The 26,502-nt window shown below is 50.2% G+C and carries 33 protein-coding genes; 22 read left to right on the forward strand and 11 right to left on the reverse strand.

The annotated features are described in order from the left end of the window. Position 1 precedes the first annotated feature (1 nt). The 10 genes from NMC31_RS04310 to NMC31_RS04355 all read left to right on the forward strand — a co-directional run bounded on the left by NMC31_RS04310 (position 2) and on the right by NMC31_RS04355 (position 7,525). The gene (locus tag NMC31_RS04310) at positions 2–736 is read left to right on the forward strand and encodes a phage tail tube protein (RefSeq protein WP_253897077.1); all 735 of its coding nucleotides are present in this window, start codon (positions 2–4) and stop codon (positions 734–736) included. A gap of 40 nt (positions 737–776) precedes the next feature. Continuing rightward, positions 777–1,430 carry a DUF6246 family protein gene (locus tag NMC31_RS04315; RefSeq protein WP_253897078.1) on the forward strand — a complete coding sequence of 218 codons (654 nt, stop codon included), beginning with the start codon at positions 777–779 and terminating at the stop codon, positions 1,428–1,430. 182 nt (positions 1,431–1,612) lie between these two features. After that, a complete protein-coding gene (locus tag NMC31_RS04320) occupies positions 1,613–2,143 on the forward strand; it encodes a KilA-N domain-containing protein (protein ID WP_047052483.1) in 531 nt (176 codons plus the stop codon). A 114-nt stretch (positions 2,144–2,257) separates the two neighbouring features. Beyond that, entirely contained in the window at positions 2,258–2,632 is a 375-nt protein-coding gene (locus NMC31_RS04325; RefSeq protein ID WP_253897079.1) for a hypothetical protein, read from the forward strand. Between the two features lie 4 nt (positions 2,633–2,636). Further along, complete coding sequence (locus NMC31_RS04330) at positions 2,637–2,927, forward strand: hypothetical protein (RefSeq protein WP_253897080.1); 291 nt, start codon at positions 2,637–2,639, stop codon at positions 2,925–2,927. Positions 2,928–2,997: 70 nt separating this feature from the next. Continuing rightward, positions 2,998–3,381, forward strand: a complete 384-nt coding sequence (locus NMC31_RS04335) for a hypothetical protein (RefSeq protein WP_059509593.1) — start codon at positions 2,998–3,000, stop codon at positions 3,379–3,381. A 66-nt stretch (positions 3,382–3,447) separates the two neighbouring features. Next, entirely contained in the window at positions 3,448–6,693 is a 3,246-nt protein-coding gene (locus tag NMC31_RS04340) for a tape measure protein (RefSeq protein WP_253897081.1), read from the forward strand. Positions 6,694–6,734: 41 nt separating this feature from the next. Next, on the forward strand, positions 6,735–6,947 hold the full coding sequence (locus tag NMC31_RS04345) for a hypothetical protein (RefSeq protein ID WP_253897082.1): 213 nt from the start codon (positions 6,735–6,737) through the stop codon (positions 6,945–6,947). 56 nt (positions 6,948–7,003) lie between these two features. Next, entirely contained in the window at positions 7,004–7,351 is a 348-nt protein-coding gene (locus tag NMC31_RS04350) for a phage tail protein (RefSeq protein WP_253897083.1), read from the forward strand. Between the two features lie 21 nt (positions 7,352–7,372). After that, entirely contained in the window at positions 7,373–7,525 is a 153-nt protein-coding gene (locus NMC31_RS04355; protein ID WP_253897084.1) for a hypothetical protein, read from the forward strand. Here NMC31_RS04355 and NMC31_RS04360 read toward each other — a convergent pair. Further along, on the reverse strand, positions 7,497–7,709 hold the full coding sequence (locus NMC31_RS04360) for a hypothetical protein (protein WP_253897085.1): 213 nt from the start codon (positions 7,707–7,709) through the stop codon (positions 7,497–7,499). The genes NMC31_RS04355 and NMC31_RS04360 overlap by 29 nt on opposite strands. Positions 7,710–7,874: 165 nt before the next feature. Here NMC31_RS04360 and NMC31_RS04365 point away from each other — a divergent pair, with 165 nt between their 5' ends. The 8 genes from NMC31_RS04365 (at position 7,875) to NMC31_RS04400 (ending at position 15,884) form a co-directional block, all read left to right on the forward strand. Continuing rightward, positions 7,875–8,579 carry a phage minor tail protein L gene (locus tag NMC31_RS04365; RefSeq protein WP_023303627.1) on the forward strand — a complete coding sequence of 235 codons (705 nt, stop codon included), beginning with the start codon at positions 7,875–7,877 and terminating at the stop codon, positions 8,577–8,579. Continuing rightward, positions 8,579–9,298 carry a C40 family peptidase gene (locus NMC31_RS04370; protein ID WP_032668142.1) on the forward strand — a complete coding sequence of 240 codons (720 nt, stop codon included), beginning with the start codon at positions 8,579–8,581 and terminating at the stop codon, positions 9,296–9,298. Before NMC31_RS04365 ends, NMC31_RS04370 begins: the two co-directional genes overlap by 1 nt. Next, positions 9,241–9,774: a tail assembly protein gene (locus tag NMC31_RS04375; RefSeq protein ID WP_023296453.1), complete on the forward strand. Its 534-nt coding sequence runs from the start codon at positions 9,241–9,243 to the stop codon at positions 9,772–9,774. Before NMC31_RS04370 ends, NMC31_RS04375 begins: the two co-directional genes overlap by 58 nt. A gap of 9 nt (positions 9,775–9,783) precedes the next feature. Continuing rightward, positions 9,784–13,020: a TipJ family phage tail tip protein gene (locus tag NMC31_RS04380; protein ID WP_253897086.1), complete on the forward strand. Its 3,237-nt coding sequence runs from the start codon at positions 9,784–9,786 to the stop codon at positions 13,018–13,020. Next, positions 13,020–13,334, forward strand: a complete 315-nt coding sequence (locus NMC31_RS04385; protein WP_253897087.1) for a hypothetical protein — start codon at positions 13,020–13,022, stop codon at positions 13,332–13,334. Before NMC31_RS04380 ends, NMC31_RS04385 begins: the two co-directional genes overlap by 1 nt. After that, positions 13,334–14,005, forward strand: coding sequence for a hypothetical protein (locus NMC31_RS04390; protein ID WP_253897088.1), 672 nt, complete (start codon positions 13,334–13,336; stop codon positions 14,003–14,005). Before NMC31_RS04385 ends, NMC31_RS04390 begins: the two co-directional genes overlap by 1 nt. 107 nt (positions 14,006–14,112) lie before the next feature. After that, positions 14,113–14,358, forward strand: coding sequence for a phage exclusion lipoprotein Cor (cor, locus tag NMC31_RS04395; protein WP_253897089.1), 246 nt, complete (start codon positions 14,113–14,115; stop codon positions 14,356–14,358). 194 nt (positions 14,359–14,552) lie between these two features. Beyond that, the gene (locus tag NMC31_RS04400) at positions 14,553–15,884 is read left to right on the forward strand and encodes a phage tail fiber protein (RefSeq protein WP_253897090.1); all 1,332 of its coding nucleotides are present in this window, start codon (positions 14,553–14,555) and stop codon (positions 15,882–15,884) included. 102 nt (positions 15,885–15,986) lie between these two features. On the opposite strand, the gene NMC31_RS04405 is transcribed toward NMC31_RS04400, so the two are convergent. Continuing rightward, positions 15,987–16,226, reverse strand: a complete 240-nt coding sequence (locus NMC31_RS04405) for a hypothetical protein (RefSeq protein WP_097475494.1) — start codon at positions 16,224–16,226, stop codon at positions 15,987–15,989. After that, positions 16,226–16,465: a DinI family protein gene (locus tag NMC31_RS04410; protein ID WP_113857568.1), complete on the reverse strand. Its 240-nt coding sequence runs from the start codon at positions 16,463–16,465 to the stop codon at positions 16,226–16,228. The genes NMC31_RS04405 and NMC31_RS04410 overlap by 1 nt, the downstream gene beginning before the upstream one ends. Before the next feature lie 77 nt (positions 16,466–16,542). On the opposite strand from NMC31_RS04410, the gene NMC31_RS04415 reads away from it, so the two are divergent. Beyond that, a complete protein-coding gene (locus NMC31_RS04415) occupies positions 16,543–16,863 on the forward strand; it encodes a hypothetical protein (protein WP_253897091.1) in 321 nt (106 codons plus the stop codon). Here NMC31_RS04415 and NMC31_RS04420 read toward each other — a convergent pair whose 3' ends face one another. From NMC31_RS04420 to NMC31_RS04435, 4 genes are all read right to left on the reverse strand, one after another. Next, the gene (locus tag NMC31_RS04420; RefSeq protein WP_253897092.1) at positions 16,864–17,532 is read right to left on the reverse strand and encodes an SOS response-associated peptidase; all 669 of its coding nucleotides are present in this window, start codon (positions 17,530–17,532) and stop codon (positions 16,864–16,866) included. A gap of 164 nt (positions 17,533–17,696) precedes the next feature. Then, a complete protein-coding gene (locus NMC31_RS04425) occupies positions 17,697–18,233 on the reverse strand; it encodes a septation protein A (RefSeq protein ID WP_015964669.1) in 537 nt (178 codons plus the stop codon). Between the two features lie 53 nt (positions 18,234–18,286). Then, the gene (locus NMC31_RS04430) at positions 18,287–19,030 is read right to left on the reverse strand and encodes a YciC family protein (protein WP_149464592.1); all 744 of its coding nucleotides are present in this window, start codon (positions 19,028–19,030) and stop codon (positions 18,287–18,289) included. 24 nt (positions 19,031–19,054) lie between these two features. Next, positions 19,055–19,459, reverse strand: a complete 405-nt coding sequence (locus NMC31_RS04435) for a YkgJ family cysteine cluster protein (protein ID WP_253897093.1) — start codon at positions 19,457–19,459, stop codon at positions 19,055–19,057. Positions 19,460–19,733: 274 nt separating this feature from the next. Between NMC31_RS04435 and ompW the strand changes: the two genes are divergently transcribed. Continuing rightward, complete coding sequence (gene ompW, locus NMC31_RS04440) at positions 19,734–20,369, forward strand: outer membrane protein OmpW (protein ID WP_108475630.1); 636 nt, start codon at positions 19,734–19,736, stop codon at positions 20,367–20,369. 82 nt (positions 20,370–20,451) lie between these two features. Here the strand turns inward: ompW and NMC31_RS04445 are convergent, their stop codons facing one another. Beyond that, positions 20,452–20,610, reverse strand: a complete 159-nt coding sequence (locus NMC31_RS04445; protein ID WP_188016896.1) for a hypothetical protein — start codon at positions 20,608–20,610, stop codon at positions 20,452–20,454. A gap of 284 nt (positions 20,611–20,894) precedes the next feature. On the opposite strand from NMC31_RS04445, the gene NMC31_RS04450 reads away from it, so the two are divergent. Beyond that, positions 20,895–21,692, forward strand: coding sequence for a GGDEF domain-containing protein (locus NMC31_RS04450; protein ID WP_436649572.1), 798 nt, complete (start codon positions 20,895–20,897; stop codon positions 21,690–21,692). A 266-nt stretch (positions 21,693–21,958) separates the two neighbouring features. Beyond that, positions 21,959–22,855, forward strand: a complete 897-nt coding sequence (locus tag NMC31_RS04455) for a diguanylate cyclase (RefSeq protein WP_253897095.1) — start codon at positions 21,959–21,961, stop codon at positions 22,853–22,855. Between the two features lie 264 nt (positions 22,856–23,119). Here the strand turns inward: NMC31_RS04455 and trpA are convergent, their stop codons facing one another. From trpA to trpCF, 3 genes are read right to left on the reverse strand one after another with little or no spacing between them, the layout of a single operon-like run. After that, positions 23,120–23,929, reverse strand: a complete 810-nt coding sequence (gene trpA, locus NMC31_RS04460; RefSeq protein WP_253897096.1) for a tryptophan synthase subunit alpha — start codon at positions 23,927–23,929, stop codon at positions 23,120–23,122. After that, positions 23,929–25,122, reverse strand: a complete 1,194-nt coding sequence (trpB, locus tag NMC31_RS04465; protein ID WP_253897097.1) for a tryptophan synthase subunit beta — start codon at positions 25,120–25,122, stop codon at positions 23,929–23,931. The genes trpA and trpB overlap by 1 nt, the downstream gene beginning before the upstream one ends. A gap of 18 nt (positions 25,123–25,140) precedes the next feature. Next, positions 25,141–26,499 carry a bifunctional indole-3-glycerol-phosphate synthase TrpC/phosphoribosylanthranilate isomerase TrpF gene (trpCF, locus tag NMC31_RS04470; protein ID WP_253897098.1) on the reverse strand — a complete coding sequence of 453 codons (1,359 nt, stop codon included), beginning with the start codon at positions 26,497–26,499 and terminating at the stop codon, positions 25,141–25,143. Positions 26,500–26,502 lie beyond the last annotated feature (3 nt).

Consider the following 26,502-nt stretch of genomic DNA (forward strand, 5'->3'; position numbering starts at 1 on the left):
CATGGCATGTGAAGCTGGTGCATTCACAGGGCGTGACGTCGTTGTTTATTACGCGATTTCCTGCCCAGAAGTCCAACCATCAAACGGTGACTATACACGCCTTGGCATGATGCGAGGCAAAACGACAGGCGCAGAATGGGAAACCGCTGATGCAACTGCCGATATGAGCGCTGCATTCACGCAGGAAAACCTCGTTACTTACAAGAACATTTCGTTCTCAGGTGACGGCGTTACCCGCAAAGAGGATGTTTATGCGCAGAACGCGCTTAAACGCCACGTCTATAACCCACCCGCAGAGACCAGTAACCAGCCGTATGTCTGGCTGAAGATCATCTCTCCAAACGATATTACCGAAGGGCCGTTCATGGTGACCTCATGGCAGGATGAAGCGCCGCACGACGATGTCGCCACCTGGTCTATCGAAGCATCCAGTGCGGGACAGGTTGATGTACGCGACGTCGGCGCGGTGATTACCATCACTACGCAGCCGCAGAACCGCACGCTCACGGTGGGCGATGCACTAAACCTGTCTGTGGCGGCAAATGTCTCTGACGGCTCCACTCTGACCTATCAGTGGAAGAAGGGCGGAACTGACATCTCTGGTGCGACGAACGCTACCTACACGAAGGCCAGCGTCGTTACGGGTGATGCGGGTTCTTACTCCTGTCAGGTTACATCCTCAACCGCCGGCTCGGTAACCTCCAGCCCAGCTACTGTAACCGTGAACGCAGCCTAAACCCATGGGAGGCTTGGCCTCCCTCTTATTGAGAGTTTCCATGAAAGCAATCACCGATATCGGCCAGGCTGTCATTCGCGCCAGCGGCAAAGAGATATTCCTCAACCCTTCATTCCTGGCTATGTCCCGAATCGGCACGCCTGAACAAATCGTTGATGCTTTCGTGAAAGTTCATGCAGGCCATTACCCAAAGCACAGAATTGCGGACCAGCAGATACTCAAAGCGGCTAATGCACGCTGCTTTGCTGAAATGGCCGCAGCTGCAGCTAACGTAGTCAGGCATTGCTCTGAAGGCGACATTGCTGAAATCATCGGCTCTTACTCAGTGACTACGGCGGGACGCCTCGTGTTTAAGCCTGGCTCGTTGCCAGTTGAGGACGTCATCCAGCTGGCGCGGCATCTGATTTTGCATGGCGTGATGGGGGATCAGCCGCCCGAGGAGTTCGAGAGCAAGAAAGGCGAGTACAGCGATAAATTCGATGCCCGTACATTCGTTTATACCGCAGTTGCCCACCTCGGGATGAGTGAGGCAGACGCCTGGAACATGACGATGACCAGCTTCCGCGCCGCCATGAACGCTAAATTTCCGCAGAAAGAGAAAGCCAGAGTGCCTACTCAGGAAAAATACGACGAAGTCATGGACTGGGCCGAACGAATGCTGACGATCGACGCGCAACGGAACGGGCCGCATTAATCAACTTAAGAACAACACAAACAGCCTCGCTAAAGCGGGGCTTTTTTATACCTGCAATAAACCCAACGCGCTTCACACGCGCACGTTATAATCCCAGAGCCTACAGAAAGCGAGCCTGAGAGTTAGTTGTACTCTGGGCTGCTATCTCTGTGTGACAGGCTCACTTTCTATAGGTAAACCTCATGCACTATCCAACCGTATCTGTAAACGGAGTTTCCGTTCGCGTTGATGACGAAGGGCGCTACAACCTCAATGATCTTCACGCTGCCGCAGTGGCAAACGGAGAGGCAACAGAACAGCAGCGCCCAAGTCAGTTTTTGCGTAGTGCTCAAGTTAAGCGCTTCATAAAAGCACTAAAAGCCAAAGTGCAAAAAAGCACTCTGGAACAAATTCAACCACTTAATGTTATTAAAGGTGGGGATGAACCAGGCGTTTGGGGTGTTGAACTGTTGGCGATCCGTTATGCCGCATGGATTAAGCCGGAATTTGAGATTGAAGTATATGAGGTGTTCCGAACGGTGGTGCGCCTCGGCATCAGTGCCATGTCCCGCCTGAACAAAATTGACCACATCATCAATACTGAAACCAAGCAGATCAGCCAATGCGCCAGCCAGATGGCCAGATGGGGTTCCGGCGGCCGCAAGCAACTACTGAACGCAGCACGGGATCGTGTTGCTGATGAAGTTCAAATGTATTTGCCTGGCATTATGTAGGCAGCGATGACCCGCTTAACTGCGGGTTTTGTCGTCGTCATGGATATAAGATCAGTTTATACAGTAATGCCACGCGTGATAAATTTACGGAAATACATTTCGTGGTGAATCAACGTGGAAGATGAAAAGCAGCGCCAAATGCAGCTTCAACTGACACTTCAGCGACGACTGGAGAAAGTCACTCCAGAGCTATTCTCTGAATATCTTTTCGAACGCGGCGTCAAAACAGTCATATGTCCAATTTGTGGTAGTGATGATATTTCTATCCCTAACGCCAGTTCGATGACTGTAGGGCCTGAAGGGTGTGAAAGCAGCACTTATGCCATCCCAGTCAAACTCGACACAGAAGGGCCACCATACTCATTGGTGAAATATGAGTATCGATTGATATGCAAAAACTGTGCTTATTCGATGCATTTTGCAACGTGGCCGGTATTGAAATGGGTGGAGAAGAAGCTTTCAGATTCAGGGAAAGGGACTAATGAATAGCAAGATGGATGACAATATTCACGTTGTAGACTTCCCAAAACATGGTGGTGGCGGTAGCGGCGGTGACGGAGGCGATATGTACACACGCGAGAGACTTGCAAGACTTGAAGCCACAGACGAACTGCGAGAGCGAAACATCCGAGGCATTGAATCTGAGCTGAAAAGCATCAACCGAAATCTTGTTTCAATGGAAAAGCGATTCATTGATAAGGCTGACGACAACCAAAAATGGCTGGTTGGTCTTTTGGTATCGGCAATACTTGTTCCCTTGTTCATTGCCCTAGTTACCAAGTGACATGTAACTAGTTTTGTCGTCGCCCGATCCCTGCTACTCTTTTGGCACATTTATCAAAGGGGATAGGGATATGAAGTGGTCTTTTGCTCTGGTTTCATGTCTGCTTGTGTTGACAGGCTGTAAGCCTAGTGCGGATAAAGCTATAGAATTGGCAAAAAATGAAATAGCCTCGAATATGAAGGATCCTGACAGCGCAAAATTTCGTTATATGAGATTTATAGAGGCAGGTAAAAATAATGACACTATTGGCGGATTTGTATGCGGAAATGTAAATGCTAAAAACAGTTATGGCGCCTACGCTGGGTTTTCGCCTTTCTATGTAGCTATACGCATGAAGTCGAAAGGTATTTTTTCGAAAGGGGTCAACTATACCATTGACGACAAGAAAATATACTCAGAGCCAAATCAGCAAGAAATGAAGTCATACATTAATGTTTGTGGCGAAGACTCGTAGTCAATAATTAATTTACTTAAACAAACCTCGCTCCGGCGGGGTTTTTTATTGTCCGGAGAAAATGAAATGGCTGAGAACGTAGGTGACATTGAATATGTAATTAAGGCTGATACGGCTCAGCTACTGCGTGCTGACAAGCAGGTGGTTAATATCACCAACAGCATGGAGTCAGGATTCAAAAAGGCCGATAAATCTGCTGATGCCCTTAATACGGGGTTAACAAAACTTGCATCTACACTCAAGCTGGTTATTGCCGCTGGCACTCTCCGGGAAATGGCGCGGATGGTGCAGAGTTATCAGGAAATGTCAGAGCGGGTACAAATGGCTACCTCCAGCCAGGAAGAGTTTCAGAGTGTACAGAAACGACTTCTCAATACCGCTAACGACACCTATCGTTCACTATCTGAAGCTCAGGAACTGTATATCACAACTGCTGATAGCCTCCGCAGTATGGGGTATTCAACCCAACAGGCGATTGATGTTCAGGACTCAATGTCTTTTGCATTTGTTAAGAACGCAACAAATGCAGATCGGGCTAATAATGCTATTAGTGCGTTTTCTAAATCCATCAACAAGGGCAAGGTTGAGGCAGATTCGTGGGAAACCATAATCGCTGCCATCCCGTCCGTTATTGGTGATATTGCTACCGCCAGTGGTAAAACTACGGCGGAAATCAGGGCGCTTGGATCTGCTGGCAAGCTGACGGCATTGCAACTTACGGAAGGGTTGAAGGCATCGCTTGATTCCAATGCGTCAACGGCTAAAGGCATGTCCAACAACCTGACGGACGCAGGCGTAAGGATTAAGACGGCCATCACTGAAATACTGGTATCGTTTGAGGGGCAAACCAGCGTTCTCCAGACGTTCACCAACGGTCTGATTAGTGCCGCTGACGTCATCCTTGAGTTTGGGCGCGACTCAGAAAGCATGGCTGGCCTAATTGACACAGCCACCATTGCTGCCAAGGCGTTTGCTCTGGTAATGGCTGGCCGGTATGCGGGAGCGTTAAACACAGCTATTGCGAGCAAAGTCCAATCAGTATCCGCAACGCGACAGATGGTTACAGCAGAAAGCCAGGCTGCGCAGGCGGCTTTGATTGCAGCGAGTGCAACAAGAAGAAAGGCGGTGGCTGACAAAGAGGCCGCTCTTTCTGCCGTCGCGCTGGCGCAGGCTGAATATAATGTGGCAAAAGGCAGTAATGCCGAAATGACGGCTCTTACTGCTTTAACGGCAGAAAAATCAAGAGCGCGTGCGGCCTCTCTAGCTCTGGCTCAGGCCGAATCAGCGCAGGCAGCAGCTACAGCAAAAGCAGCGTCTGCTGCAAGAGCGGCATCCATAGGCATGGGGTTGTTACGCGGGGCGATGTCTCTTCTTGGTGGACCGGCGGGAATCGTGATGATTGCTACATCTGCGCTGATTTACTGGTGGCAAAGCGCGAAGCAGGCTAAAGAAGAGGCGATTAATTACGCAGATTCACTCGATGGCGTTATTGCCAAAATGAAAGAGATGAATCAGGTGCAACTTAATGGCACTCTTGCTGATGTAGCAAAATCTGTAGCGGCGCAAAAGGATCATATAGACGACCTGAATGATTCGGTAAGGGATGCTCAGACTGAATATGACAAATACAGTGGCCTGGCAAAACAATTCGGGGTGGAACAGGATAAAAACAACGGTTATGTAAAAAAAGCCAACGAATGGCTGCAAACATTAAACCAAAGAAAAAGGGATGTCAGCGATGCCACTGATAAACTAAACCGCACCACCGAACAGCAATCACTTATTCAGGAGCAGTTAAATCAAAAGGCGAGAGAGTCCGAAGAGGCATTCAACATTCTTGCTAATAACTTGCGCAACAAAATACCAGGAGCGAGTGAAGCTGCTATATCTGCGATGGCATCTACTATTCAGGTGCTGGACACGCTCAACAAAAAAGCTGCAAGCGTTGGGAACGATAAGCCAGCGGAACCTGAAGAGTCACCGGAAGCCAAAAAGTTAATCCAGAACGCTGAACGCCGCCTTGCACTCTCAAAGTTGGAAGGTGAGGCGAGGGCGAGATTACAGGCTCAATATGATGCAGAGGATGCCGGAATCGCCAAGGGCGATAAGCTCGTTGGGGTGCTGCAAAATGTGTATGCTGAAACAGAGCGTGTTACCGCTGCAAGGAAGGACGCCAATAAGGAAACAAAATCATCTGATGAAGCCGCCCAATCCCTTACCCGCCAGCAAGTCGCACTTGATCGCCTGAACACTGGTTACGCCGATGGCTCGCTCGAATTAGCGAAATACGATGCTGTTGTTGCGCTTGGTAACAAAGCATCAGCAGAGCAGATCGCCAAAGCGGAACAGCAAGCTGAGTCCATCTGGAAAGTACAGCAGGCAACCAAAGCCGCAGCAGAAGAGGAAAGGAAGCGCACACAGGCCGGACAAAACTTTACCGGGTTGCAAGGGCAGGTATCACCAGTTGCCGCAGTAGATAACACCTACGCACAGCAAATGGCACAGCTTGATGAGTATGTGCAACTTTACCCACAAAGGATTGCAGAGGCTGAAGCTGTCCGCGCAGGAATCGAAGATCAGTATCACCAGAAACGCATGGCCGCAATGTGGGAGGAATGGCAGCAGCAGAGCGAGATCAACAACATGCTTGGCGCTGCAATCGACTCCTTACAGGGCGGCGCAACCAGCGCGATAACCGGCCTTATCAACGGTACCCAGAGCCTGCAAGAATCCTTTGCCAACATCGGCACAACAATCCTGAATAGCGTTGTCGGTAGTCTGGTGCAGATGGGGATCGAGTGGGTCAAGAGCCAGTTAATGGGTCAGGCCGCTGCTGCTGCATCACTGGCATCGACTATGGCACAGGCTACCGCTGCCGCCTCTGCATGGGCGCCAGCCGCAATGAGCGCCTCAATCGCCACATACGGCAGCGCGGCAGGGGTAGGCCAGGCTGCGTATGCTCAGTCTTTGGTTGCTGCTAAGGCAATGGCTCTTGCAGGCGGTCGTCGCTACGGCGGCACGGTATCTGCTGGCAACGCCTATCGAGTCAACGAGGATGGTCGTTCTGAAATCTTCCAGACTGCTGGTGGTCAGCAGATGTTCATCCCGAACCAGTCAGGGAAGGTGATATCGGCTGATAAGGCGGGTGGTGGTGGCAGTGTGGTTGTTCAACAGACCAATCATTATCATTTTGAGGGCAGTCCAAACAGCCAGGAGACCATTAAGCAGTTCGATAAAGTAGCATATAACGCAGCATTGAGGGCTATCAGAAACGAACAGCGACCAAATGGGATGCTTGAAAAAAGCCGTTAACTCCCCATATATCAGATCGACAAACTAAAAAGGAGAATTAAATGGATTACCATATCGAAGATATAACGGCATTTGATAATGATAATGGCTCTGGAATTATCGCAAGAGTTGTTTTCCATTATGAAACGCATCTTAAGAGCGTGCTGGTTAACGTGCATCTGCCTCTGGACAAAGAGGCATCTCTTTCAGTTATCGAAAGTCGCGTGTTTGAAGAGGCCAAAAAGCAACTTGCCACCTTAGTGTCGGCTTTTTGATTCAAGCAACGAGATCGCTAAACCCGCTCCGGCGGGTTTTTTATTGGGAGCAATTCATGCCAGAAACATTCACATGGACACCGCAGAAAGCCTACTCCGTTGAGCGAACGCCGAACGTAGCCGTCATTAAACTCGGTGACGGTTACGAACAGCGACAGGTGAAGGGTATCAACCCGTTAATGGATAAATACTCGCTCACCTTTCGGGGCGTAGGCGGCGCCTGCCGGAGTAATTCTGCTAAGGATGCTGAGGCGTTCCTTAAAGCCAGGGGCGCGGTTGAGGCGTTCTACTGGACCCCATCAGATACTGGGATCAGAAAGCTGTTTGTCTGCCGATCCTGGAGCATGACAAAGACCGGGCCGCTGTTTGAACTGACGGCCACTTTTGAACAAGTACCACGATAAGCCGAAAGGCGGGAGACAGTTATGACTTTAGAACAACGTGTTGAAGAGTTAGAGAAAGAGATTTCGAGCCTTAAAATGCAACTCAAGGAATGCATTTCTGCCTTGAATTGCATGGCTTCATCATTGTCTGCCGATGTTGCTGCTATCAGGAAGGTTGGTTCAAAATCGTCTTAATATCGGTTAAGCCATTAGCTATATCTTCTAACTGCTGAATAGTAAAACGACGAATATCATTACCACTAATTTCCAGTGGGATGCTTCTGCCTTCGCCATTGGAATTTGTTAAATGAAGTGTTGGTTTTAACGCTCCTACATTATCTTTGCTGTTTAAAAATGAAATTTGATGAATAGTCCACATGTTTATTCTCCATCAGAGGTAATCAGCCATCCCTCCTTTTTCGATAACGCCAGTCTCCTACCACTGACGGGCTGAGCTTACACGTTAACCAGGGTTATCAGTAAGCAACATCCTGATATTCAAACAGTAGCCACCACTTGGTGGCTTTTTTTATGGGAGTTTGCCGTGCGCGACATACCAGCCAGTATGATTATTGATAGCGTCGACGCCGGAGTAGGCGCGTTTATCGACCTGTTCGAAGCCGACCTGCAACCCTTTGGCGGAGACCTTATCCGGTTCCATTCCGGCACCAATGGATATTACGGAAATGTGATCTGGAAGGGGAATCAGTATCAGGCATACCCGATAGCAGTCGAAGGGTTCGAGTCAAAGAACGAAGGCACATATGCCCGGCCAACAATGGTGGTGGCGAACGTCACGGGTTTACTGACGGGCATAAACCATGACTTCGACGACATGCTTGGGGTGGTGATCACCCGCCGTCAGGTTCCGGTGAAATACCTGGACGCGGTGAACTTCCCCAATGGCAACCCTGACGCAGATCCGACGCAGGAAGCGGTTTCCCGCTACGTTGTTGAGGAGATGACGGAAGAGACGTTCGAGCAGGTGACCTACACGCTGGCGACACCGATTGACTGCGACAACGCTATCATCCCGGCGCGAACCATCCTTGCCGACGTCTGCCAGTGGCTGTATCGCGGCGTCGGGTGCGGATATGACGGGCCGCCGGTTGCAGATGAGCGCGACAATCCAACCACTGACCCGGCAAAAGATAAGTGCTCTCACCGCCGTAGCGGCTGCCGCTTCCGTTATCCACGACCGGAACCAATGCCAATCAGCAGCTTCCCCGGCTCTCAGAAGGTTTCATGATGCAGGAATTACTCGATTATGCGGCATCGTCGCAGGATGAGGTGTGCGGCTTAATCCTGGATGGCGGGCAGTTGTTCCGCTGTCGGAATGTTCACCCGGAGCCTGGAAAGCACTTCCGAATCAGTGATGATGAGTGGCTGGCGGCCGAGGAGGCTGGAGAGGTGACTGCGGTATTCCACTCTCACCCAATGAACAGCCCGGTTCTGTCCGGCGCCGACCGTAAATGCCAGGTTGCATCGGGCCTTCCATGGGTGCTGGCCTGTAACGGGAAAATCAGAACGTTCAGGCCGGTGGATTACTTTTTGGGGAGGCGGTTCGAGCACGGAGTGACTGATTGTTACACGCTATTCCGTGATGCGTATCACCTGTGTGGCATTGACCTCCCTGACTTCGAAAGGACGAATGGCTGGTGGCTGAGAGGGGAGAACCTTTATCTGAACAACATGTCGCGCAATGGCTTCAATCAGGTATCGCCGGGAGAAGCGCTGCCAGGTGACGTAATAATCAGGCAACCATTCCCCGGAGCTGACCCTTGCCACGCAATGATTCTGCTCGATGACAATATGGTTCTTCACCACGATTGCTCAGGGCATTTAAGCCGGAGAGAGCAAATGCGCCCGGCATACGTTAAGCAGATGCATTCCATATGGAGACATGAACAGTGCTCATCTTTAAATTTGCAGGGCATTTACGCCGACATTTCCGCAAAGTCGAGCTGAGCGTTGATACCCCTGCCCAGGGCATTCGTCTTTTGCTTGCTCAGAATCATGAGTTCAAAAAAGCATTCCTGAACGCCAGAGTAAGAATGCGAGTGGCGGGTGAGGATGTTGAAACGTCTTCGGTGCAGTGGCACATGGATCGGCGCCTGAAGGATGGCTCTGTAGTGCTGTTTGTCCCGGTGATTGAGGGGGCGGGACTTGAGACCAGTACGATAGTTCTCATTGCCTCACTGGTGCTGTCTGCCGCCTCGGTTGCTTACTCCATCTACATGTCCCGGAACATGAAAAGCAAAACTTCAGCGGAAGCGGCCGAAACAAACACCCTCACGAATAACTCGTTTACCAGTGCAGAAAACAGGGTCGGACAGGGGCATCCTGTCCCCATACTCCTCGGCGAGATGGAGGTCGGCAGCAACGTAATAAGTCTCGGGATCGACACATCTAATAATTCCGACTGGGAAGAATCAATCAGCTAAGGTGGCGCTATGTCTTCAGGTGGCGGTAAAGCATCAACCCCAAAACTACTCGACGATAACCTCAAATCAAAACAATTCTATCGGGTACTGGATCTGATATCTGAGGGGCCAATCGCGGGCCCGGTGGATCAGGAGCACCTGTCTTCATTCAAGCTGAATAAGACGCCTATCACTGACTCGAACGGTAATGTCAACGTGAACGGCATTAGTGTTGCCTGGCGACCTGGATCGGAAACTCAGGAGCCAATCAACGGCTTCTCTGCAATCGAAGCGACGACCATTGTTAACACTGAGGTCACTTACGATACCCCGCTGGTTAGAACCGTGACAGATCAGGACGTGACCCGCGTTCGTTTTAACATCGGCGTCACCGGGCTCTTGGAGCAGGACTCCAAGGGTAACCAGAAAAACACCTCTGTAACGATGGTTATCGAGACCAGAACTGGCTCGTCGGGCTGGGTCATGGAGAAGACGGTGACGATTACAGGGAAAATCTCTGGCGAGTACCTTGAGGCGCACGTCATTGATGCCCCCGACACCAAACCGTTTGATATCCGCGTTCGCCGCATTACGCCTGACAGCAGCAGCGATTTGCTGTCAAACGGGACTGTTTGGAACAGCTACAGCGAGATCACCGACGACAACCTTAGCTATCCGTTCTCTGCCGTTGCCGGCTCAGTCATCGACCGTGACCAGTACACCGACACGCCGAGCCGCACATATCATCTTCGCGGGCTGATCGTTGACGTACCGGATAACTACGAGCCAATTGCCAGAACTTACTCCGGGCTGTGGACGGGGGGCTTCAAAAAGGCATGGACTAACAACCCGGCGTGGCTGTTCCGTGAGCTGGCGAAAAACACCCGATTTGGCCTGGCGAAACGCGCCGGATACATCGATGTTGACGATGGCGCACTCTACATTCTGTCGCAATATTGCGATCAGCTTGTAGATGATGGGTATGGCGGCAAAGAGCCACGCATGACGCTCAACGCCTACATCACAGAGCAGGCGAGTGCGCGAGACATTCTCGACAAGATAGCGAGCATGTTCCGTGGCATTGCGCTGTGGGACGGCCTGCGCCTGTCCGTAATGCTGGACGCTCCACAGGATCCGATTGCGACAATCACGAACGCCAACGTTGTGAATGGCGAGTTCAAACGAAGCTCTGTAAAGCGTTCAGAGAAATACAATGCGGTTGTAGTGTCATGGACTGACCCCGACAACGGATGGGAGCAGGTGAAAGAGTACGTTTCCGACGATGAGATGATAGCCAAAGGGAACTACAACGAAACCACTCTGGAGGCGTTTGGCTGCACCTCTCGCGGACAGGCATGGCGGGCAGGTAAATGGCTGCTGGAAACAGCAAAGCGTGAAAGCAGCAGACTGTCTTTCCAGATGGCACGCGATGCTATCCACTTCACGCCGGGTGATATCGTTGAGGTCATGGATAATGACTACGCAAGAACTCGCCTCGGGGGGAGAATTGTTTCTCATTCCGGGAGGGTGATAACGGTTGACGCGGTTGATTCCTCGGTAGTAACGGACGGCTCCACTATGTCGATTATGGGGAGGGACGGGAAGTTCGTTAAGTATGAAATTGGCAGTATTGCCGACAATATAGTGACGTTGAAAACAACGCCAGCATGGGTTCGTGACGGTACTGTATTTGCCATTTCTACCAGCAACGTTTCTACCAGACTATTCCGCATATTGAGTGTTGCAGAGACGGATAACAACTCTACATACAGCATCACAGCTTCTCAGCATGACCCCAACAAGCAGGCCATTGTTGATGAGGGAGCTGTGTTTGAAATTCCCAGTGATACTCTTAACGGCTACCGCGTACCGAATATTGAAAATCTGCGCATCATTAACACCAACTCTGAGACTGTTCAGGTCACTGCAACCTGGGAAACAGCTACAACTACCAAAAAGCTGATGTTTGAACTGTACGTGTACAGTGCTGATGGGAAGGTGGTGGCTCAGTATGAGACTGATCAGTTCCGATATGAGTTTTACGGCCTGAATGCAGGAAGCTATACGCTGGGTGTGCGTGGCAGAAATGAAAACGGCATGAAAGGTGCTGAGACCCAGGTAAGCCTGGTGATTGGCGCTCCGCCGGCTCCTTCAAGTGTCATCTGGACTCCGGGTTTATTCTCTGCCGATCTGGTACCGGTTATGCGTATTTCCGCCACTACCGACACGTCATTTGAATTTTGGTATTCAGGCCAGACTAAAATTACGGATCCTGCTGTCATTGAAGACCAGACCCAATTTCTGGGGCGCTCTAACCAGTGGACGCTGCACGGCCTGCAGGCGGATAAAACGTATTATGTTTATGTCCGTACGCGCAATGCTTTTGGTGTGTCGGATTTCGTCGAAGCTTCCGGACAGGCGTCTTCTGATATACCAGGCATGATTGACCTCATCGATGATGCAGTTCGCGATTCTGAAGCGTTCAAAAATGTGCAGGAAGGGGTTGATACTAACCTGAACGGCATTATGGAAAATGCGCTCGCCAATCATGGAACTGTTGATCGTCAGTTTGAGCAACTTGGCGCAGTTCGTGCTGAAATTATCGTCATCAGGACAACCATAGCGACAGTCGATCAGGCACTGGCCCAGCTCACAACCAGCGTAAATTCTCAGTTTGAAGATGTAAATGCGACCATCCTGCAGCAGCAGACCGCAATCAGTAATAACACCCAGGCCATTGCCAGTCTTGATACTTATGTTCAGTCTGAGGTTGGCGACCTGACGACCGCTGTTAATCAGAAAATGAATGCGGAAGTAACCAGCAATGGTACTGGCAAGGCATCCTACACCCTGAATCTTGGAATCATCCGCGGTGGTGTGAAATACAATACCGGTTTCGGTATGTCGATTGAGCCGTCAGGGAGTTCGTATAAATCAACCGTCGTATTCGCTGCAGATCAGTTCGGTATTTATAGCGGGAGTGACCCCGGAAATTATCAGGCTGCGTTCTTCGTTTATAACGGGCAGGTCTTTATTAGTTCTGCATTTATTCAGGATGGCAGCATAGATAACGCCAAGATTGGGCAGTATATACAGTCAAGTAATTACGTCGCTGGAAGCCAGGGGTGGAGATGGGACAAAAACGGAACCATGCAAAACTATGGCAGTGATAGTAGTGGCGCAATGAAGCAGACGAACGTGACAATAAGCATCAAGGACACAAGCCGACTGCGCGTACAAATCGGCAAAATAACGGGGGTATTCTGATGAGCTGGGGAATACAAACCTGGGATGCCAGCGGAAAAGTTAATAACTATGGACTGGTACCAATCAGTGTGATTGGATTCTTCTCTGTTTCGAATGGTCAGCAATCCGGCGGGGCGGCTTATAGCCTCCCCGCAGGGTTTGTTATGGAAATTCTGCAGGTTTGCTCTGATTCTAATTACACAACAAAACGCCGAAAGATAACAGTTTCGGGTGGAACGGTAACTATTACTGCCGCATCTTCAGATATAGATTTCGGTGCAAATACATTCCCGGCGGTAGCGGGGTTCATTATTGCTTATCTGAGGGCTTCCTGATGGCTGATATTTGGGGTGCGCTATTAACAACGGATAATGGTGCTCCATTCATTACACCTCAATCGATACCACTGGCGCTCATCGCTAAAAAAACAGTGTCGTTACCTGCGGGGCTGACAACAACTGTAACTCAGTCATTCTCATCCAGTCGCCCAATGGTCCCGTTCGTTTGTACAACAGCGAAATGTGTCAGTAGTTATGCAGTCAGCGGTAATACCTGCACGGTCACATTTCAATATCCAGAAGGAAGCAGCGGGAGCGCTGACGTGTATTTCTTCACGATATTCGAGCAATCCTTGCCTGACTGGGGAATAGCCATATGGGATGAAAATGGCGTATGCATTTTGACAAACGAAACGCGTGTTTTAACGGATGTGGAATCTGTTGGTACCAGCGGTAGTGATGCTGCAGGTGGATATAATATAAACGCGACGAAGACCGGGAAGTGGGGCATTCTTCCTTCAATGTGTGGGCTAATTACCGGGGTAATTATTGCCGGAGGAACGAGACCATTTCAATCTCAGCTATTTTTTACGACTCAATATAACGGCGCGTCTACACAGATTACGATTGCATCAACAGGTGGTTCGCCGGGAGGCGGTGTTACTAACATCCAGTATCACAACATGCGAAATCAGGTATATGCGCTCAACCTCGCTAACTATGATTGATCGTTTTCAGCGATCAATATCAGATAATTGATCTATAGAATCAATTATCCACCTTTGATTCATGTTGTTATTGTTTAACTTCATGAATTTCCAGGAATACCTCTGATATGAAAAAGCTACTTCTATGTGTGGCCGGTGCTGCTTTACTCGCTGGTTGCTCCGGCGTGCTTGAGAAGCAGCAGCCGGTATGTTCCGGAATTGCGCTCGTTGGCGGTCAGGAAAACACCGTTCAGATTTATGGTGTCCGTAAGCAAAACAACCAGACGCAGTACCGCGCGGGCCATCCATTTGGCTGGCACTGGGTAAATAAAAACAACTTTATATCGACCACGTGCGGCAGCCCCGACAAATAAGCACACGACAGTCGTCACGAATTTGCTGTGAATCCACCTATGCGGATGGGCGTGAAGCCACAATATCTCTGATGAGACAGTAAACGAGAACGCGGACTTTATGGCTTAGAAGTTCACCGGGAGGCACCCGGCACAGCAACCATCACAGAAAACCTCGCTCCGGCGGGGTTTTTTATGCACGTTCAGGAGACTCTATGTCCGCAGGAACAATTACGCTCACAAATAAATCTGCCGTTGTAAGCGGTAACGGTACGTCATTCACCACAGAACTGGCGGCTGGTGACTTTATCGTTGCAACCGTAGGTGGTATCGCCTACACCCTACCGGTACTTTCAATAACCAGTGCCACATCTCTGACACTGGTAAGTAATTTCACCGGACCCACTCAATCTGGCAATGCGTGGAATGCTATTCCTCGTGTTGCATTGAACATGGTTACCGCTGCACTTGTAACACAGAGCGCGGAGGCTTTACGTGGCCTGAATTACGACAAACAAAATTGGCAAAGTATTTTTACCGGGACCGGAGCCATTACCGTTACCCTGCCAGATGGGAGCGTTTTCAGTGGTCCTTCATGGAAGTACCTGTCAGACAATATGGCAACTAAATCCAATGGCGCGGTACCGATTGCGCAGGGTGGGACCGGCGCAAAGACAGCCGCAGACGTTCGCACAAACCTCGGTTTAGGAAGTAGCGCGACGAAAGACATTGGGACGAATAGCGGTAATGTGATGGAAGTGGGTTCTTTTGGTCTGGGCCCCGCACTCGACGGGAGCTCCCTTGCTGTAGGCTTAGGAGGGAATGACGCAACTGGATTTGGGTATTGGTCATCTGAGGCTGGAGGCGGCGTAATGCCCGGCACCTGGCAAGTAGGGTTTAATATTAAGGGCGGCGGGGTGGTAGGTGCTCAGATGATACTGGCAGCATACTCAGCTTCACCACGTGCGATTATAAGATGTAGAGCATCAAGTACCGCATGGTCCTCGAATGCAGAGTTGTACCATAGTAGGAACACAACAAAAGCAAGTGACGGTACTTTAAAGGCTGCATCCCCAGTGATCAGAATCGTTAAAAGTCAGGGAGAAAATCAACGTACTGATATTGATGAAGAAGGGTTTTCATGGGCTGGTAATGGGACAGCAAACGCAGAAGCTGAAGGTGTGCTTATTACAAGGCAAGATGTTGGGGTATATGCAATTTCCGGTGCTGTTCGCCTGGCATCTTCTGGCTGGCAACTTTTGGCACCGATGGACCCTGGAGGCATGGGAGAACTGGGCGTCGTTGAAGCTGAACAGGATAGTGGTGGCGTGATCACAATTAAACTCTATCGGCTGAAGTATTCCATAAACGCATCCGGAGAAATCGAAAGAGGAAAAGGTGAACTGATAGATGTTCCGGTTAATAGTTGGATCGATGTTCGTCTCGATATGCCAACGGACAGCATTTGGAACCAAAAGCAGGATGAAGCGATTAATGCGATGGAAGAGGCAGATGCTAAAGGGCTGGACTTCACATTACCGCATTAAACGAGAAAGCCGCAGCCGCGCTGATTTTCGTAACGGACCGCGGCTGCGTCCAGGTTGTTCATGCCCTGGCACGTGCAAAAAGTATATAAGTTAATAATGCTGTCACCACATGTTTTGCCCGATTTTGGTAGCCGTACTGATAGCCTCAGCCGGTTCTTTGAATAATCGTGCGGTAGCCAGTCCCCATCTTCCATCTTTGTGGATCATCAGAAAGTAGTCGGATAACTCCTGCTCATCTCTGATTACGGCGAAGGTGAGCATGTCTGAAGATGGCGTGGGTAGGGTGTTATCTGGTGGAAAGTAGATTCTGACACCAGAGATAATGATGTTATCGATGTCCATCAGTCAGCCACCATCCACATATCAGCCTCTTCAAACATTTCCTCAAGCATGCGGTTAAGCCGCTCTTTCTCTGTTTTCGTACAGTCACTGTTTAGGGCGTTCGCCTGCATCGGCTTCACCTTCACATCTGCATCAGGAAAAATCCGGTGAACACGTCTAGTAAGCTCTGACAGGATGATTTCACGAGCACCCGGAAGTCCTGCCACATTGCGCTTGTCATAAACCAATTCCACAAACATTTTAGCTTCCCTCTTTACTGGTTGGATATACAGTATTTATACTGTGTTTTTAACCAGTGTCAAGAGTGGAGGTAATCATGGGATTTCCATCGCCAGCAAAAGACTATATTGAACGCACGCTCACCATAGAGACTATCTGCGGCGTCACGGCTAACAGCCTGGTGATTGAGACATCGCATGGACTTGCGGTGATAGAGAAGGGTATGAAGCCATCGCCGGATAGCACCTACCTGATTTCGTACTCAGGAGGCTGTCACTTTGCCAGGCGTAGAGGTGATGCGCTGATAATGGTAGACGGTGAAGTCCTGGAAGGCGAGGTACTGGATGAGGTGGATGTGAAGGGTATTCTGACGCATCTTATTAACCGGGCGGCGGATGACGACAACCCGGTAATTTAATCAGACGGGCTCGATTAACTCCGGGCCCTGATTCTTCACATTACCGACGGCGCGCGACACTGCGTGCCAGATAAATGCATCTACTGGCATTGAACCGTCAGCAACAATCTCCTCTGCTTCTTTCCCGCCTACATCCTGGCGCATCCATTCGCGCGCCGCTTTCGTCGACAGAACCAGTGGCCGGCGGTCATGAATATCTACCAGGCCTTTATCTGCGGCTGACGTCACGATCAGAAATCCCTCTGCTTCGTCACCACGTTCAAATGGCGTGCTGCCGATCGCCGCCATGAATATCGGCTGCCCGTCAGCCCGGCGAATGAAATAGGGTTGTTTTTTGTCACCTTCCTTCTTCCATTCGAACCATCCATCGGCAAAACAGATCGCCCGGCCATGCTGCCAGAGGGGTTTGAACATCCGGCTGGATGCCGCTGTTTCGACGCGTGCGTTTATCAGAGGCGGCTTATCCCACCATCCTGGAGCATAGCCCCAGTAAACTGGATCGAGGTGTAATTGTTCATCTCGTTCGCTCAATAACAAAACTTTAGTGCCTGGCGCTACGTTGAACCGGCCAATGGGTTCCGGGTCGAACGGAATGTCACGCTCGGCTTCTTCGGCGATTAACGCCAGGTAGTCTTCACGGGTCATTGATTGAGAGAAACGTCCGCACATGGATACCTCCAGTTGTCGAACTGAAAGTATAGAAAATGCGCAGAAAGATGAGGGAGGGGAGACACACAATGAAAAATGTGTACATCATTGTGTGCCTAAAGCGTGAAATTAACGCCTATATACCATGTAACTACATGATATATAGGGTTTACGTGGTTTGTTTGTTATTTCTCTTCCTGAGGCATATGGCGGTAGATGTAGACGCCGCTCAGCACAGTGAACAGAAGCGTCATCGCCGTCAGGCCAAACACCTTGAAGTTGACCCAAATGTTCTGCGGCAGCCAGAATGCAATGTAGATATTGGCCAGGCCGCAGAGAATAAAGAACACGGCCCAGGCGATATTCAGATTGGACCACACCGACGCAGGCAGCGTTAGCTCTTTCCCCAGCATGCGCTGAATCAGCGGCTTTTTCATCACCCACTGGCTAACCAGCAGCGCCCCGGCAAACAGCGCGTAAATCACGGTGACTTTCCACTTGATAAACTCATCGTTATGGAAGAAGAGCGTTAAGCCGCCGAAAACCGCGACCAGAACAAAGGTGATTAGCGCCATTTTTTCGACTTTGCGGTAGCGTACCCAGCTGTAGATCAGCACGATAGCGGTTGCGACAATCAGCGCTGAGGTTGCGGCATAGATGTCATAAATCTTATAAAACGCGAAGAAGACGACCAGCGGTAAAAAATCCAGAAACTGCTTCATACTTCGATTCCGTACTCCAGTTGCGGCCCAACGACTGCCGGGCCTGCAGAAAATTAGTTGCGAATAAGCATATACAAGCGGAATAAATAAATCAGCAACACGGCAGAGATAAGGTTGCTGAGCGTATTCACCACAACGGCACCCACGTTTGGCGTCAGCACGGCAAAGTTTGGTGCAAACACCAGTAACAGCGTTTTCGCCAGCAGCCAGCCAATGACAGCGGGTGCCACCAGGCGCATATTGGCCCACGCCAGTTTCATGCTGCTACGCATCGAAACAAAGATACCCATTTTATCCTGCACTAACATGACAGGCGCGAAAGCCAGCACAATGGCCAACAAGACGCCCGGCACAACGATCAACATCACGCCCATCTGCACCATAAATGTGGTGAGGAAAATCAGTATAAACAGTTTAGGCAGGATAGGGGCGCTTGCGCCAATGGCGCGCAGGGCGCTGACGCGATGACCGGCAGAAACCAGTTGAATCATCAGCATGACGCCGCCAGCAAGAATGGCGTTGCCAATCAGCCCAGAAAACGTCGATGCCGCTGAAGCGCGCAGCAGGATTTGCTGCTGCTCAGGTGTCATGTTTTGTACCAGATCAAACAGACCGACGCTTCCGGTGAGGTTGTCACCCTGACGTAAGAGAGCAAGCTGTTCATCGCTGGGTGTAAAGGCGTGACCAATCACCACGGTGATAAATGCGCACAGCAGCGCAATCAGCAAAATGGTTAAAAACTGGTTACGGAAAAAATTACCCGTGTCACGGTATACGGACTGCGCCGTGATAGACATGCACTCTCCTTGAGTATGCTTGTGTTAATTAGCCGCTGATTGTACCGCAGTTAATGCACTCGTTGCAGCCTCAAGACTCGTATGGAAAAGCATATCTTTGTAAAGAGGAGGTAAGCCGTAGCACGCCCGAGCGCGATGACATGCCTCATTTACTTCGCCATTTTCACCCGACATGGCAAATTCACGGCAGGGAGAAGGGCGATGAGGGTAGATGGCACAGCTGACTCTGCTGCCAATTTCTCCCTCGAGTGACCTACAGCGCGGATGTTTGCTGTTGGTTCCTTTCATACAACGTAAAAAAGGCGTGAGGGGCTCTGTAAGCTGTGCAGGGACAAGGCCGCCGCCATCATCGGCTTCAGCCCAGTAAAAAGAGACACGGAAATACGCACAACAGACCCCGCACGTCATACACGGATTCAAATCGCTCATAGCTCACCTGAAAAAACGCATAAACAAAAGTTGTCGCGTCTAAATTATCCAGACGGTTGCAAGAGAGCAAGTGGGGATCCGGACAATCTTGTGTCAGAAAACATCCATGAAATTGATGTAGATACGTATCCTTCATCTCAATTAAATAAGCAAAAATTAATCCAGATCAACAAATGTTAAAATTTAACATTTGGTGTGATCTGTGTTGCGATCTGATTAACTATTTGTAGGTATATTTGCCATGACTAATAAAACCCCTAAAAAAGGAGTGGGTATGAAAAAATTAGCAGTGGCAGCCTTAGCACTTTCAACACTTTCTGGTGGCGCATGGGCCCATGACGCGGGCGAATTTTTCATTCGTGCGGGTTCCGCAACGGTGCGTCCTTCCGAAGGTTCGGATAATGTTCTTGGTGCGCTGGGTGGATTTAATGTCAGCAATAACACGCAGTTGGGTCTGACATTTACCTATATGGCAACCGAAAACATCGGTATTGAACTGCTGGCGGCTACGCCGTTCCGTCATAAAGTGGGTACTGGCCCAACGGGTGATATCGCTACCGTTCACCACTTACCGCCAACCTTAATGGCACAATGGTATTTTGGTGATTCCAGTAGCAAACTGCGTCCATATATTGGTGCGGGTATCAACTACACCACCTTCTTTGACAACGATTTTAACAAAACAGGTAAAGAAGCCGGGCTCTCAGACCTTAGTCTTGATGATTCCTGGGGCGCCGCAGGGCAAGTGGGGATGGACTACTTAATCAACCGTGACTGGCTGGTGAATATGTCCGTCTGGTATATGGATATCGACACTAACGTGAAATTCAAACACAACGGGGAGCGTCAAAGCGTCAGTACGCGTCTTGACCCATGGGTGTTTATGTTCTCGGCAGGTTATCGCTTCTAATGTATTGAAGGGCTGGCCTTCTGGGGCCAGCCTTACCCGGTTTCGGCACCATGAGGATCGCTTCCCGAACTTCCCTTCACCATCATCCTTTCAGCATGAACAGGATATTATACCTCGACCATTCACGTAGCGCGTCAAGCCACGGATCTAACCATTCCACAATGCTGTGCACATCAATATCCATCTCAAGAATAAAGCTGGTAACGGCAGCGGCGACAATCACTATATAATTCGTACACATAAGAACATCCTTATTCTTATTAAGGTATTAAGCGGATTTACATTAATTGAATAATCGCCGGTGGGCAATATTAGCCCTGATACTTTTCACTATAATCCATGGTGAATGACCGCTAGAATTAATGTCAGATTACCTTAAATTACGATAATCATTTTGTCGTAAAGCCAGTGCGTGATATCAGGAGTAGGTGAATGCCGATTGAGAACAGGTTAGAGAAAACGGGCGTACAGCCAGGACGAATGGGGTGGGTCGCGATCGTTTTCGTACTGGTTGTCGTGGTTACTATGTTGGCGGGCAATTCCCTTGGGAATGCCCGGCAGGTCCTGCGTAACCCGGGGCTCTATATTGATGGTATTGGGCTGATATTCCTTATCTTTATGTACTGGAGTGCTACGCGGGTGCGTCTTGCCCATAACGTATTGCGTTGGGTGCGCTATGGCTTTCTGCTATGGATTGCAGGTATGACGTTCGATGTGATGGACGAAATTGTTCAGCAACCTCGCTGGATGGGATTCTATTGTGAAGACATGTTGCGTCTGGCTGGAATGCTGGCGACGGCGGTCGGTGTCTATAAAATCATTCAGCGTATAAATATGTTGTATGTCGATGCGCGCTTTAAATCCTTGCGCGATGAATTGACCCAATTACCGAATCGCCGCTTTTTCATCGATACTATTCGGGAAAAGGAGGGGCGTCAGGTCTCACTGATTATTCTGGATATTGATTTTTTCAAACGCATCAACGATACCTGGGGCCACCTGATCGGCGATGAAGTGTTGTTTGCGCTGGGCAGACAGTTGCTAAATTTAAGTAGCGATAGCGTGATGCCTGCGCGCATCGGCGGGGAAGAGTTCGCCATTATTGTTGAGGGGCGTTCGGCGAGCGACATGCATCTCTTTGCACAATCGGTGCTCGAAAATGCGAGAACGATTCTGGTCAACGGCGATCAACCGCTCTCCATCAGTATTGGGGTGGGTTCACGTGAATTGGGAGAGGCGCAGGATTCGTTCATTCGCAAGGTGGACGAAGCACTTTATCGGGCGAAGAACAATGGACGTGGCCGCATCGAGTGGGCAGAGTAAACGCCAGGTCTCGATTTTTGTCATAGAAAGACTTCCTTACAAGGGAGTCTTCATTTATCCTCGGACGGTATTGTTGTATTTTTCCTAATCGTGCAAGATCATTCGTAAGAGTTATTAATTAGATTGTAATGTAATCAAGGTAAACTCTTTCTGCAATGAATTAAATACTGAGTGATATTAGCTTTTTTTTGTCTTTCTTGACAAAGTTTTAATTAATTATTGTTAATGTTTCACGTCACACGCTCAACGTTATTATCGGAGGCCAGATGAACAGGAAGTTAAAAGAGATAGATGAACTCCTTTCGGGATTGAATCGTTCTGTCGGGGGGCATTATCGCTGGCTGGTGCAGGCGTTCCGCCTTATCGCAAAACGCAACGATGGTACGGATGACATTACCGGTCTTGAGGCACATACCTGCTGCCAGTTTGGCGGCTGGTTGAGTCAATATCTGGCCACTAATACCGAAGATAAAGGTTTTTTATTAACCATTAATGATAAACATATTCGGGTGCATGAAGTTTGCCGTCGATTAGTCGATTCGGTTTTACAGGATAATATACGAGAGACACTATTTAATGATTTTGAACATGCACTTCAGGAATTTGTCGCGGCCATTACTGTTTACCAGACACATTTATTACAGCTACGTATAAGCTATGATGCATTAACCAGTTTGCCGTTGAGAAGAATCCTGGATGAATCGTTCGAAAGCCAGATTATGGATCGGAGTAACGGCGATCTTTACGTGATGATTCTGGATATCGATCATTTCAAACGTATTAATGATACCTACGGGCATATCATTGGTGATGAGGTATTACGAGCCTTTGCGCAAAAATTGCAAAGCTGCACGCGACATTATGAACCCGTTTACCGTTTTGGCGGTGAAGAGTTTATCGTGATCCTGAAAGCGAAGGGTGAGGCGGAAGCGATGGCGGCGGGTCTGCGTATCACACGTGCGATTGAACATCATCAAATCAGAGTTGGGCAATATGATATTCCGGTTACCGTCACCTCAGGCTTAACACGGGCTATTCCCGGTGAATTGCTGCGTATCGTGCTTGAACGTGCCGATGGCGCGATGTACGTGGGGAAACAGTCGGGCAGAAATCGCTGTATGTACATTAGCGAACAGGGCTCGATCGAGCGGGTAGTGGAATAAAAAAAGCCCGCACGAAGCGGGCAAGTAATACTGGAAGCAATGTGAGCAATGTCGTAACGAATACTTGAGTGATTTGCTCAACTATTCGTTGATGAGAAAGATAATGGTTCTCATCTAAGATATCAACCCTACAGTTTGTGTTAATTGCTTCTTTTTCGCATCCAAAGAAAAAGCTGCCGGTTGGCAGCTTTTACATAGAGATAACGCTTTAAAAATGTGCCTGTATCTTGCCGGAGGCGCTACGCTTGCCCGGCCTACACAGCACTACGCCTGGCGCGTTGCGGCCTTCATGGCCTGCGCAAAGGCTTTCAACTCGGCCAGCATAACGTCGGGCTTATCAAGATTCTTCTCGATGATTTTTACCGTGGCGGAACCGGAAATTGCCCCAGCGGCACCGGCTTCAATTGAAGCATGCACCTGCTCTGGCGTAGAAATACCAAAGCCCTGTAGCGGGGGGGCGGCGTGATATTCCGCCAGCTTTTCAACGAGGTGATGCAGCGGAAGCGCAGCGCGGCTGTCGGCTCCGGTCACGCCCGCACGAGAAAGCAGGTAGGTATAACCGCGACCGTGGGAAGCAATTTGACGCAGCAGGTCGTCGTCGGCGTTCGGTGGGCAGATGAAGATCGGCGCCACGTTATGGCGCATTGCAGCCTGACGGAACGGGGCGGACTCTTCAACCGGCACATCAGCGACCAGGACTGAATCAACACCCACTCGCGCGCATTCCGCATAAAACTCATCAATACCGCGGTTAAAGACCAGGTTTGCATACATCAACAGGCCGATAGGCATGCTCGGATGTTTTTGGCGAATCGCCGCCAGCATCTCAAAGCACTGTGTCGGCGTGACGTGGGAAGCAAAAGCACGCAGCGTCGCGCTCTGAATGGTCGGGCCATCCGCCAGCGGGTCGGAGAAGGGGATCCCCAGCTCCAGCGCGTCTGCGCCGCCTTCAATCAGCGCATCGATAATCTTCAGTGACTGCTCTGGGTTCGGATCGCCGAGGGTGACGAAGGGAACAAATGCGCCTTCCTTGCGGGCGGTGAGTTCTGCAAACAGGTTGTCATAACGTTCCATCAGATTTCCCCTCGAGCTTTCAGAATATCGTGTACGGTAAAGATGTCTTTGTCGCCGCGTCCGGAAAGGTTAACGACCAGAAGCTGCTCTTTTTCCGGATTTTCGCGCATCATTTTCAGCGCGTGCGCCAGGGCGTGTGATGATTCCAGCGCCGGGATTATCCCTTCGTGACGGCTGAGTTCTTTAAAGGCGTCAAGCGCTTCGTTATCGGTGATTGAGACATACTCCGCGCGACCAATGCTGTTCAAATACGCATGCTGTGGCCCGACAGACGGGAAGTCGAGGCCCGCAGAGATGGAGTAAGATTCTTCAATCTGCCCCTCATCGGTCTGCATCATCGGTGATTTCATACCGAAGTAAATGCCGACGCGACCATGCTTCAGCGGCGCGCCGTGCTCGCCGGTTTCGATACCGTGTCCTGCAGGTTCAACGCCAATCAAACCAACGCTGGTTTCAGTAATAAAATCGGCAAACATACCGATGGCGTTGGAGCCGCCCCCAACACAGGCGATGACAGCGTCTGGCAGACGACCTTCTTTTTCCAGCACCTGGACTTTGGTTTCTTCGCCGATCATGCGCTGGAATTCACGCACGATGGTCGGGAACGGGTGCGGGCCTGCCGCCGTGCCGAGCATATAGTGCGCAGTTTCGTAGCTGCCAGACCAGTCGCGAAGTGCTTCGTTACAGGCATCTTTCAGCGTGGCTGAACCACTGTGCACCGCGATCACTTCCGCGCCCATCAAACGCATACGAAAGACGTTTGGTGACTGGCGTTCAATATCTTTTGCACCCATATAGATGCGGCACTTCAGGCCCAGCAAGGCACAGGCGAGCGCTGACGCAACACCATGCTGACCCGCGCCGGTCTCGGCGATGATTTCGGTTTTACCCATGCGTTTAGCGAGTAAGGCCTGGCCCAGCACCTGATTGGTTTTGTGCGCGCCGCCGTGCAGCAGATCTTCACGTTTCAGGTACAGCGTAGTTTTGGTACCCGCTGTTAAGTTACGGCATTTGGTCAGCGCAGTCGGGCGACCCGCGTAGTTTTTCAGCAGGTCGGTAAATTCCGCCTGAAATTCCGGATCTTTTTGCGCGCTGACGAAGGCTTCTTCCAGTTGACGCAGCGCAGGCATCAGGATTTGCGGAACGTACATTCCGCCAAACTCGCCGAAATAGGGATTAAGTAACGTGCTCATTGTTGCTCCTTTCATACCTTAATATGCGCGCAGTGTCTGGAAAACCGAGGCCAGTTTGCTGGCATCTTTTACACCCGGTTGCGACTCTACACCTGAATTGAAATCCAGCCCGGCACAGCCGCTTTTGGCTGCTTCTACGCAGTTATCTGCGCCTAATCCACCTGCCAGGATCACGTTGCTGAGATCCTGTCCCTGCAACAGCGACCAGTCGAAACGTTGACCGGTACCGCCCTGGCCATTATCGAATACGTATTTATCCACGTGATTCAGATTACGAGCGGGCAGGGTTTCGCCCACGCTGAGGGCTTTCCAGATTTGCACTGTTGCCGGCAACTGTTCGCGCAGGGTGTCGATATATGCCTGATCTTCATTACCGTGCAGTTGTACGGCGGCGAACGACAGTTCACTTGCACGTGCAACGACATCGTGAACAGGAGCATTGCGGAAGACGCCCACGTAATTCAATGGTGCGGCGGTCATCACCTCACGGGCCTGTTCAGGCGTTACGGCACGAGGTGAGGTGGCAACAAAAATCAGTCCCCCGAAAATTGCGCCAGCGTCATACGCCGCCTGGGCATCTTGTGGACGCGTCAGCCCGCAGACTTTATTTTCGCCCAACAGTACGCGGCGCACGGCAGTGTTAAGATCGTCGTGCGACATCAGCGCAGAGCCAATCAGGAAGCCGTTAGCAAAGTGGCTTAACTCGCGCACCTGGGCATAGGTGTTAATCCCCGATTCGCTGATCACCGTCACATCGTGGCCCAAACGTGGTGCCAACTGGCGGGTACGGTTCAGGTCGATAGAGAGATCGCGCAGGTCGCGGTTGTTAATCCCGACCACTTTTGCACCCAGCGCAATCGCGCGTTCCAGCTCGTCTTCATTACTCACTTCCGTCAGCACGCCCATTTTCAGGCTGTGGGCGACGGCGGCGAGCTGGCGATATTGTTCATCATCAAGGACCGAGAGCATCAGCAGACAGGCATCGGCCTGGTAAAAACGCGCCAGGTAAATCTGGTAAGGATCGATAATAAAGTCCTTACACAGAATCGGCTGGTGCGCGATTTTGCTGACGATAGGTAAAAACTCAAAATTACCCTGGAAATATTTCTCATCGGTTAACACCGAAATAGCCGATGCATAATGCTTATAGACACCTGCAATACGCGCCGGGTCGAAATCATCACGGATCACGCCTTTCGACGGAGAGGCTTTTTTACACTCCAGAATAAAGGCAGTGCGTGTGCCGCGCAGCGCATCGTAGAAACTACGCTGCGTAGGCTGAATATCATTCTGGAACGTGGCTAACGGTTGTTGTTGTTTACGGGTTTCTACCCAAATCGCTTTATCGGCTACGATTTTTGCTAATACGGTCTGCATTTT

It is taken from the genome of Pseudocitrobacter vendiensis, assembly GCF_943590815.1.
Taxonomy (GTDB): domain Bacteria; phylum Pseudomonadota; class Gammaproteobacteria; order Enterobacterales; family Enterobacteriaceae; genus Pseudocitrobacter; species Pseudocitrobacter vendiensis.

Coding starts and splice junctions, on each gene's coding strand:
- NMC31_RS04310 (WP_253897077.1), top strand. CDS start 2: ATGGCATGTGAAGCTGGTGCATTCACAGGGCGTGACGTCGTTGTTTAT.
- NMC31_RS04315 (WP_253897078.1), top strand. CDS start 777: ATGAAAGCAATCACCGATATCGGCCAGGCTGTCATTCGCGCCAGCGGC.
- NMC31_RS04320 (WP_047052483.1), top strand. CDS start 1,613: ATGCACTATCCAACCGTATCTGTAAACGGAGTTTCCGTTCGCGTTGAT.
- NMC31_RS04330 (WP_253897080.1), top strand. CDS start 2,637: ATGGATGACAATATTCACGTTGTAGACTTCCCAAAACATGGTGGTGGC.
- NMC31_RS04335 (WP_059509593.1), top strand. CDS start 2,998: ATGAAGTGGTCTTTTGCTCTGGTTTCATGTCTGCTTGTGTTGACAGGC.
- NMC31_RS04340 (WP_253897081.1), top strand. CDS start 3,448: ATGGCTGAGAACGTAGGTGACATTGAATATGTAATTAAGGCTGATACG.
- NMC31_RS04345 (WP_253897082.1), top strand. CDS start 6,735: ATGGATTACCATATCGAAGATATAACGGCATTTGATAATGATAATGGC.
- NMC31_RS04350 (WP_253897083.1), top strand. CDS start 7,004: ATGCCAGAAACATTCACATGGACACCGCAGAAAGCCTACTCCGTTGAG.
- NMC31_RS04355 (WP_253897084.1), top strand. CDS start 7,373: ATGACTTTAGAACAACGTGTTGAAGAGTTAGAGAAAGAGATTTCGAGC.
- NMC31_RS04360 (WP_253897085.1), bottom strand. CDS start 7,709: ATGTGGACTATTCATCAAATTTCATTTTTAAACAGCAAAGATAATGTA.
- NMC31_RS04370 (WP_032668142.1), top strand. CDS start 8,579: ATGCAGGAATTACTCGATTATGCGGCATCGTCGCAGGATGAGGTGTGC.
- NMC31_RS04380 (WP_253897086.1), top strand. CDS start 9,784: ATGTCTTCAGGTGGCGGTAAAGCATCAACCCCAAAACTACTCGACGAT.
- NMC31_RS04385 (WP_253897087.1), top strand. CDS start 13,020: ATGAGCTGGGGAATACAAACCTGGGATGCCAGCGGAAAAGTTAATAAC.
- NMC31_RS04390 (WP_253897088.1), top strand. CDS start 13,334: ATGGCTGATATTTGGGGTGCGCTATTAACAACGGATAATGGTGCTCCA.
- cor (WP_253897089.1), top strand. CDS start 14,113: ATGAAAAAGCTACTTCTATGTGTGGCCGGTGCTGCTTTACTCGCTGGT.
- NMC31_RS04400 (WP_253897090.1), top strand. CDS start 14,553: ATGTCCGCAGGAACAATTACGCTCACAAATAAATCTGCCGTTGTAAGC.
- NMC31_RS04405 (WP_097475494.1), bottom strand. CDS start 16,226: ATGGACATCGATAACATCATTATCTCTGGTGTCAGAATCTACTTTCCA.
- NMC31_RS04410 (WP_113857568.1), bottom strand. CDS start 16,465: ATGTTTGTGGAATTGGTTTATGACAAGCGCAATGTGGCAGGACTTCCG.
- NMC31_RS04415 (WP_253897091.1), top strand. CDS start 16,543: ATGGGATTTCCATCGCCAGCAAAAGACTATATTGAACGCACGCTCACC.
- NMC31_RS04420 (WP_253897092.1), bottom strand. CDS start 17,532: ATGTGCGGACGTTTCTCTCAATCAATGACCCGTGAAGACTACCTGGCG.
- NMC31_RS04425 (WP_015964669.1), bottom strand. CDS start 18,233: ATGAAGCAGTTTCTGGATTTTTTACCGCTGGTCGTCTTCTTCGCGTTT.
- NMC31_RS04430 (WP_149464592.1), bottom strand. CDS start 19,030: ATGTCTATCACGGCGCAGTCCGTATACCGTGACACGGGTAATTTTTTC.
- NMC31_RS04435 (WP_253897093.1), bottom strand. CDS start 19,459: ATGAGCGATTTGAATCCGTGTATGACGTGCGGGGTCTGTTGTGCGTAT.
- ompW (WP_108475630.1), top strand. CDS start 19,734: ATGAAAAAATTAGCAGTGGCAGCCTTAGCACTTTCAACACTTTCTGGT.
- NMC31_RS04445 (WP_188016896.1), bottom strand. CDS start 20,610: ATGTGTACGAATTATATAGTGATTGTCGCCGCTGCCGTTACCAGCTTT.
- NMC31_RS04450 (WP_436649572.1), top strand. CDS start 20,895: ATGTTGGCGGGCAATTCCCTTGGGAATGCCCGGCAGGTCCTGCGTAAC.
- NMC31_RS04455 (WP_253897095.1), top strand. CDS start 21,959: ATGAACAGGAAGTTAAAAGAGATAGATGAACTCCTTTCGGGATTGAAT.
- trpA (WP_253897096.1), bottom strand. CDS start 23,929: ATGGAACGTTATGACAACCTGTTTGCAGAACTCACCGCCCGCAAGGAA.
- trpB (WP_253897097.1), bottom strand. CDS start 25,122: ATGAGCACGTTACTTAATCCCTATTTCGGCGAGTTTGGCGGAATGTAC.
- trpCF (WP_253897098.1), bottom strand. CDS start 26,499: ATGCAGACCGTATTAGCAAAAATCGTAGCCGATAAAGCGATTTGGGTA.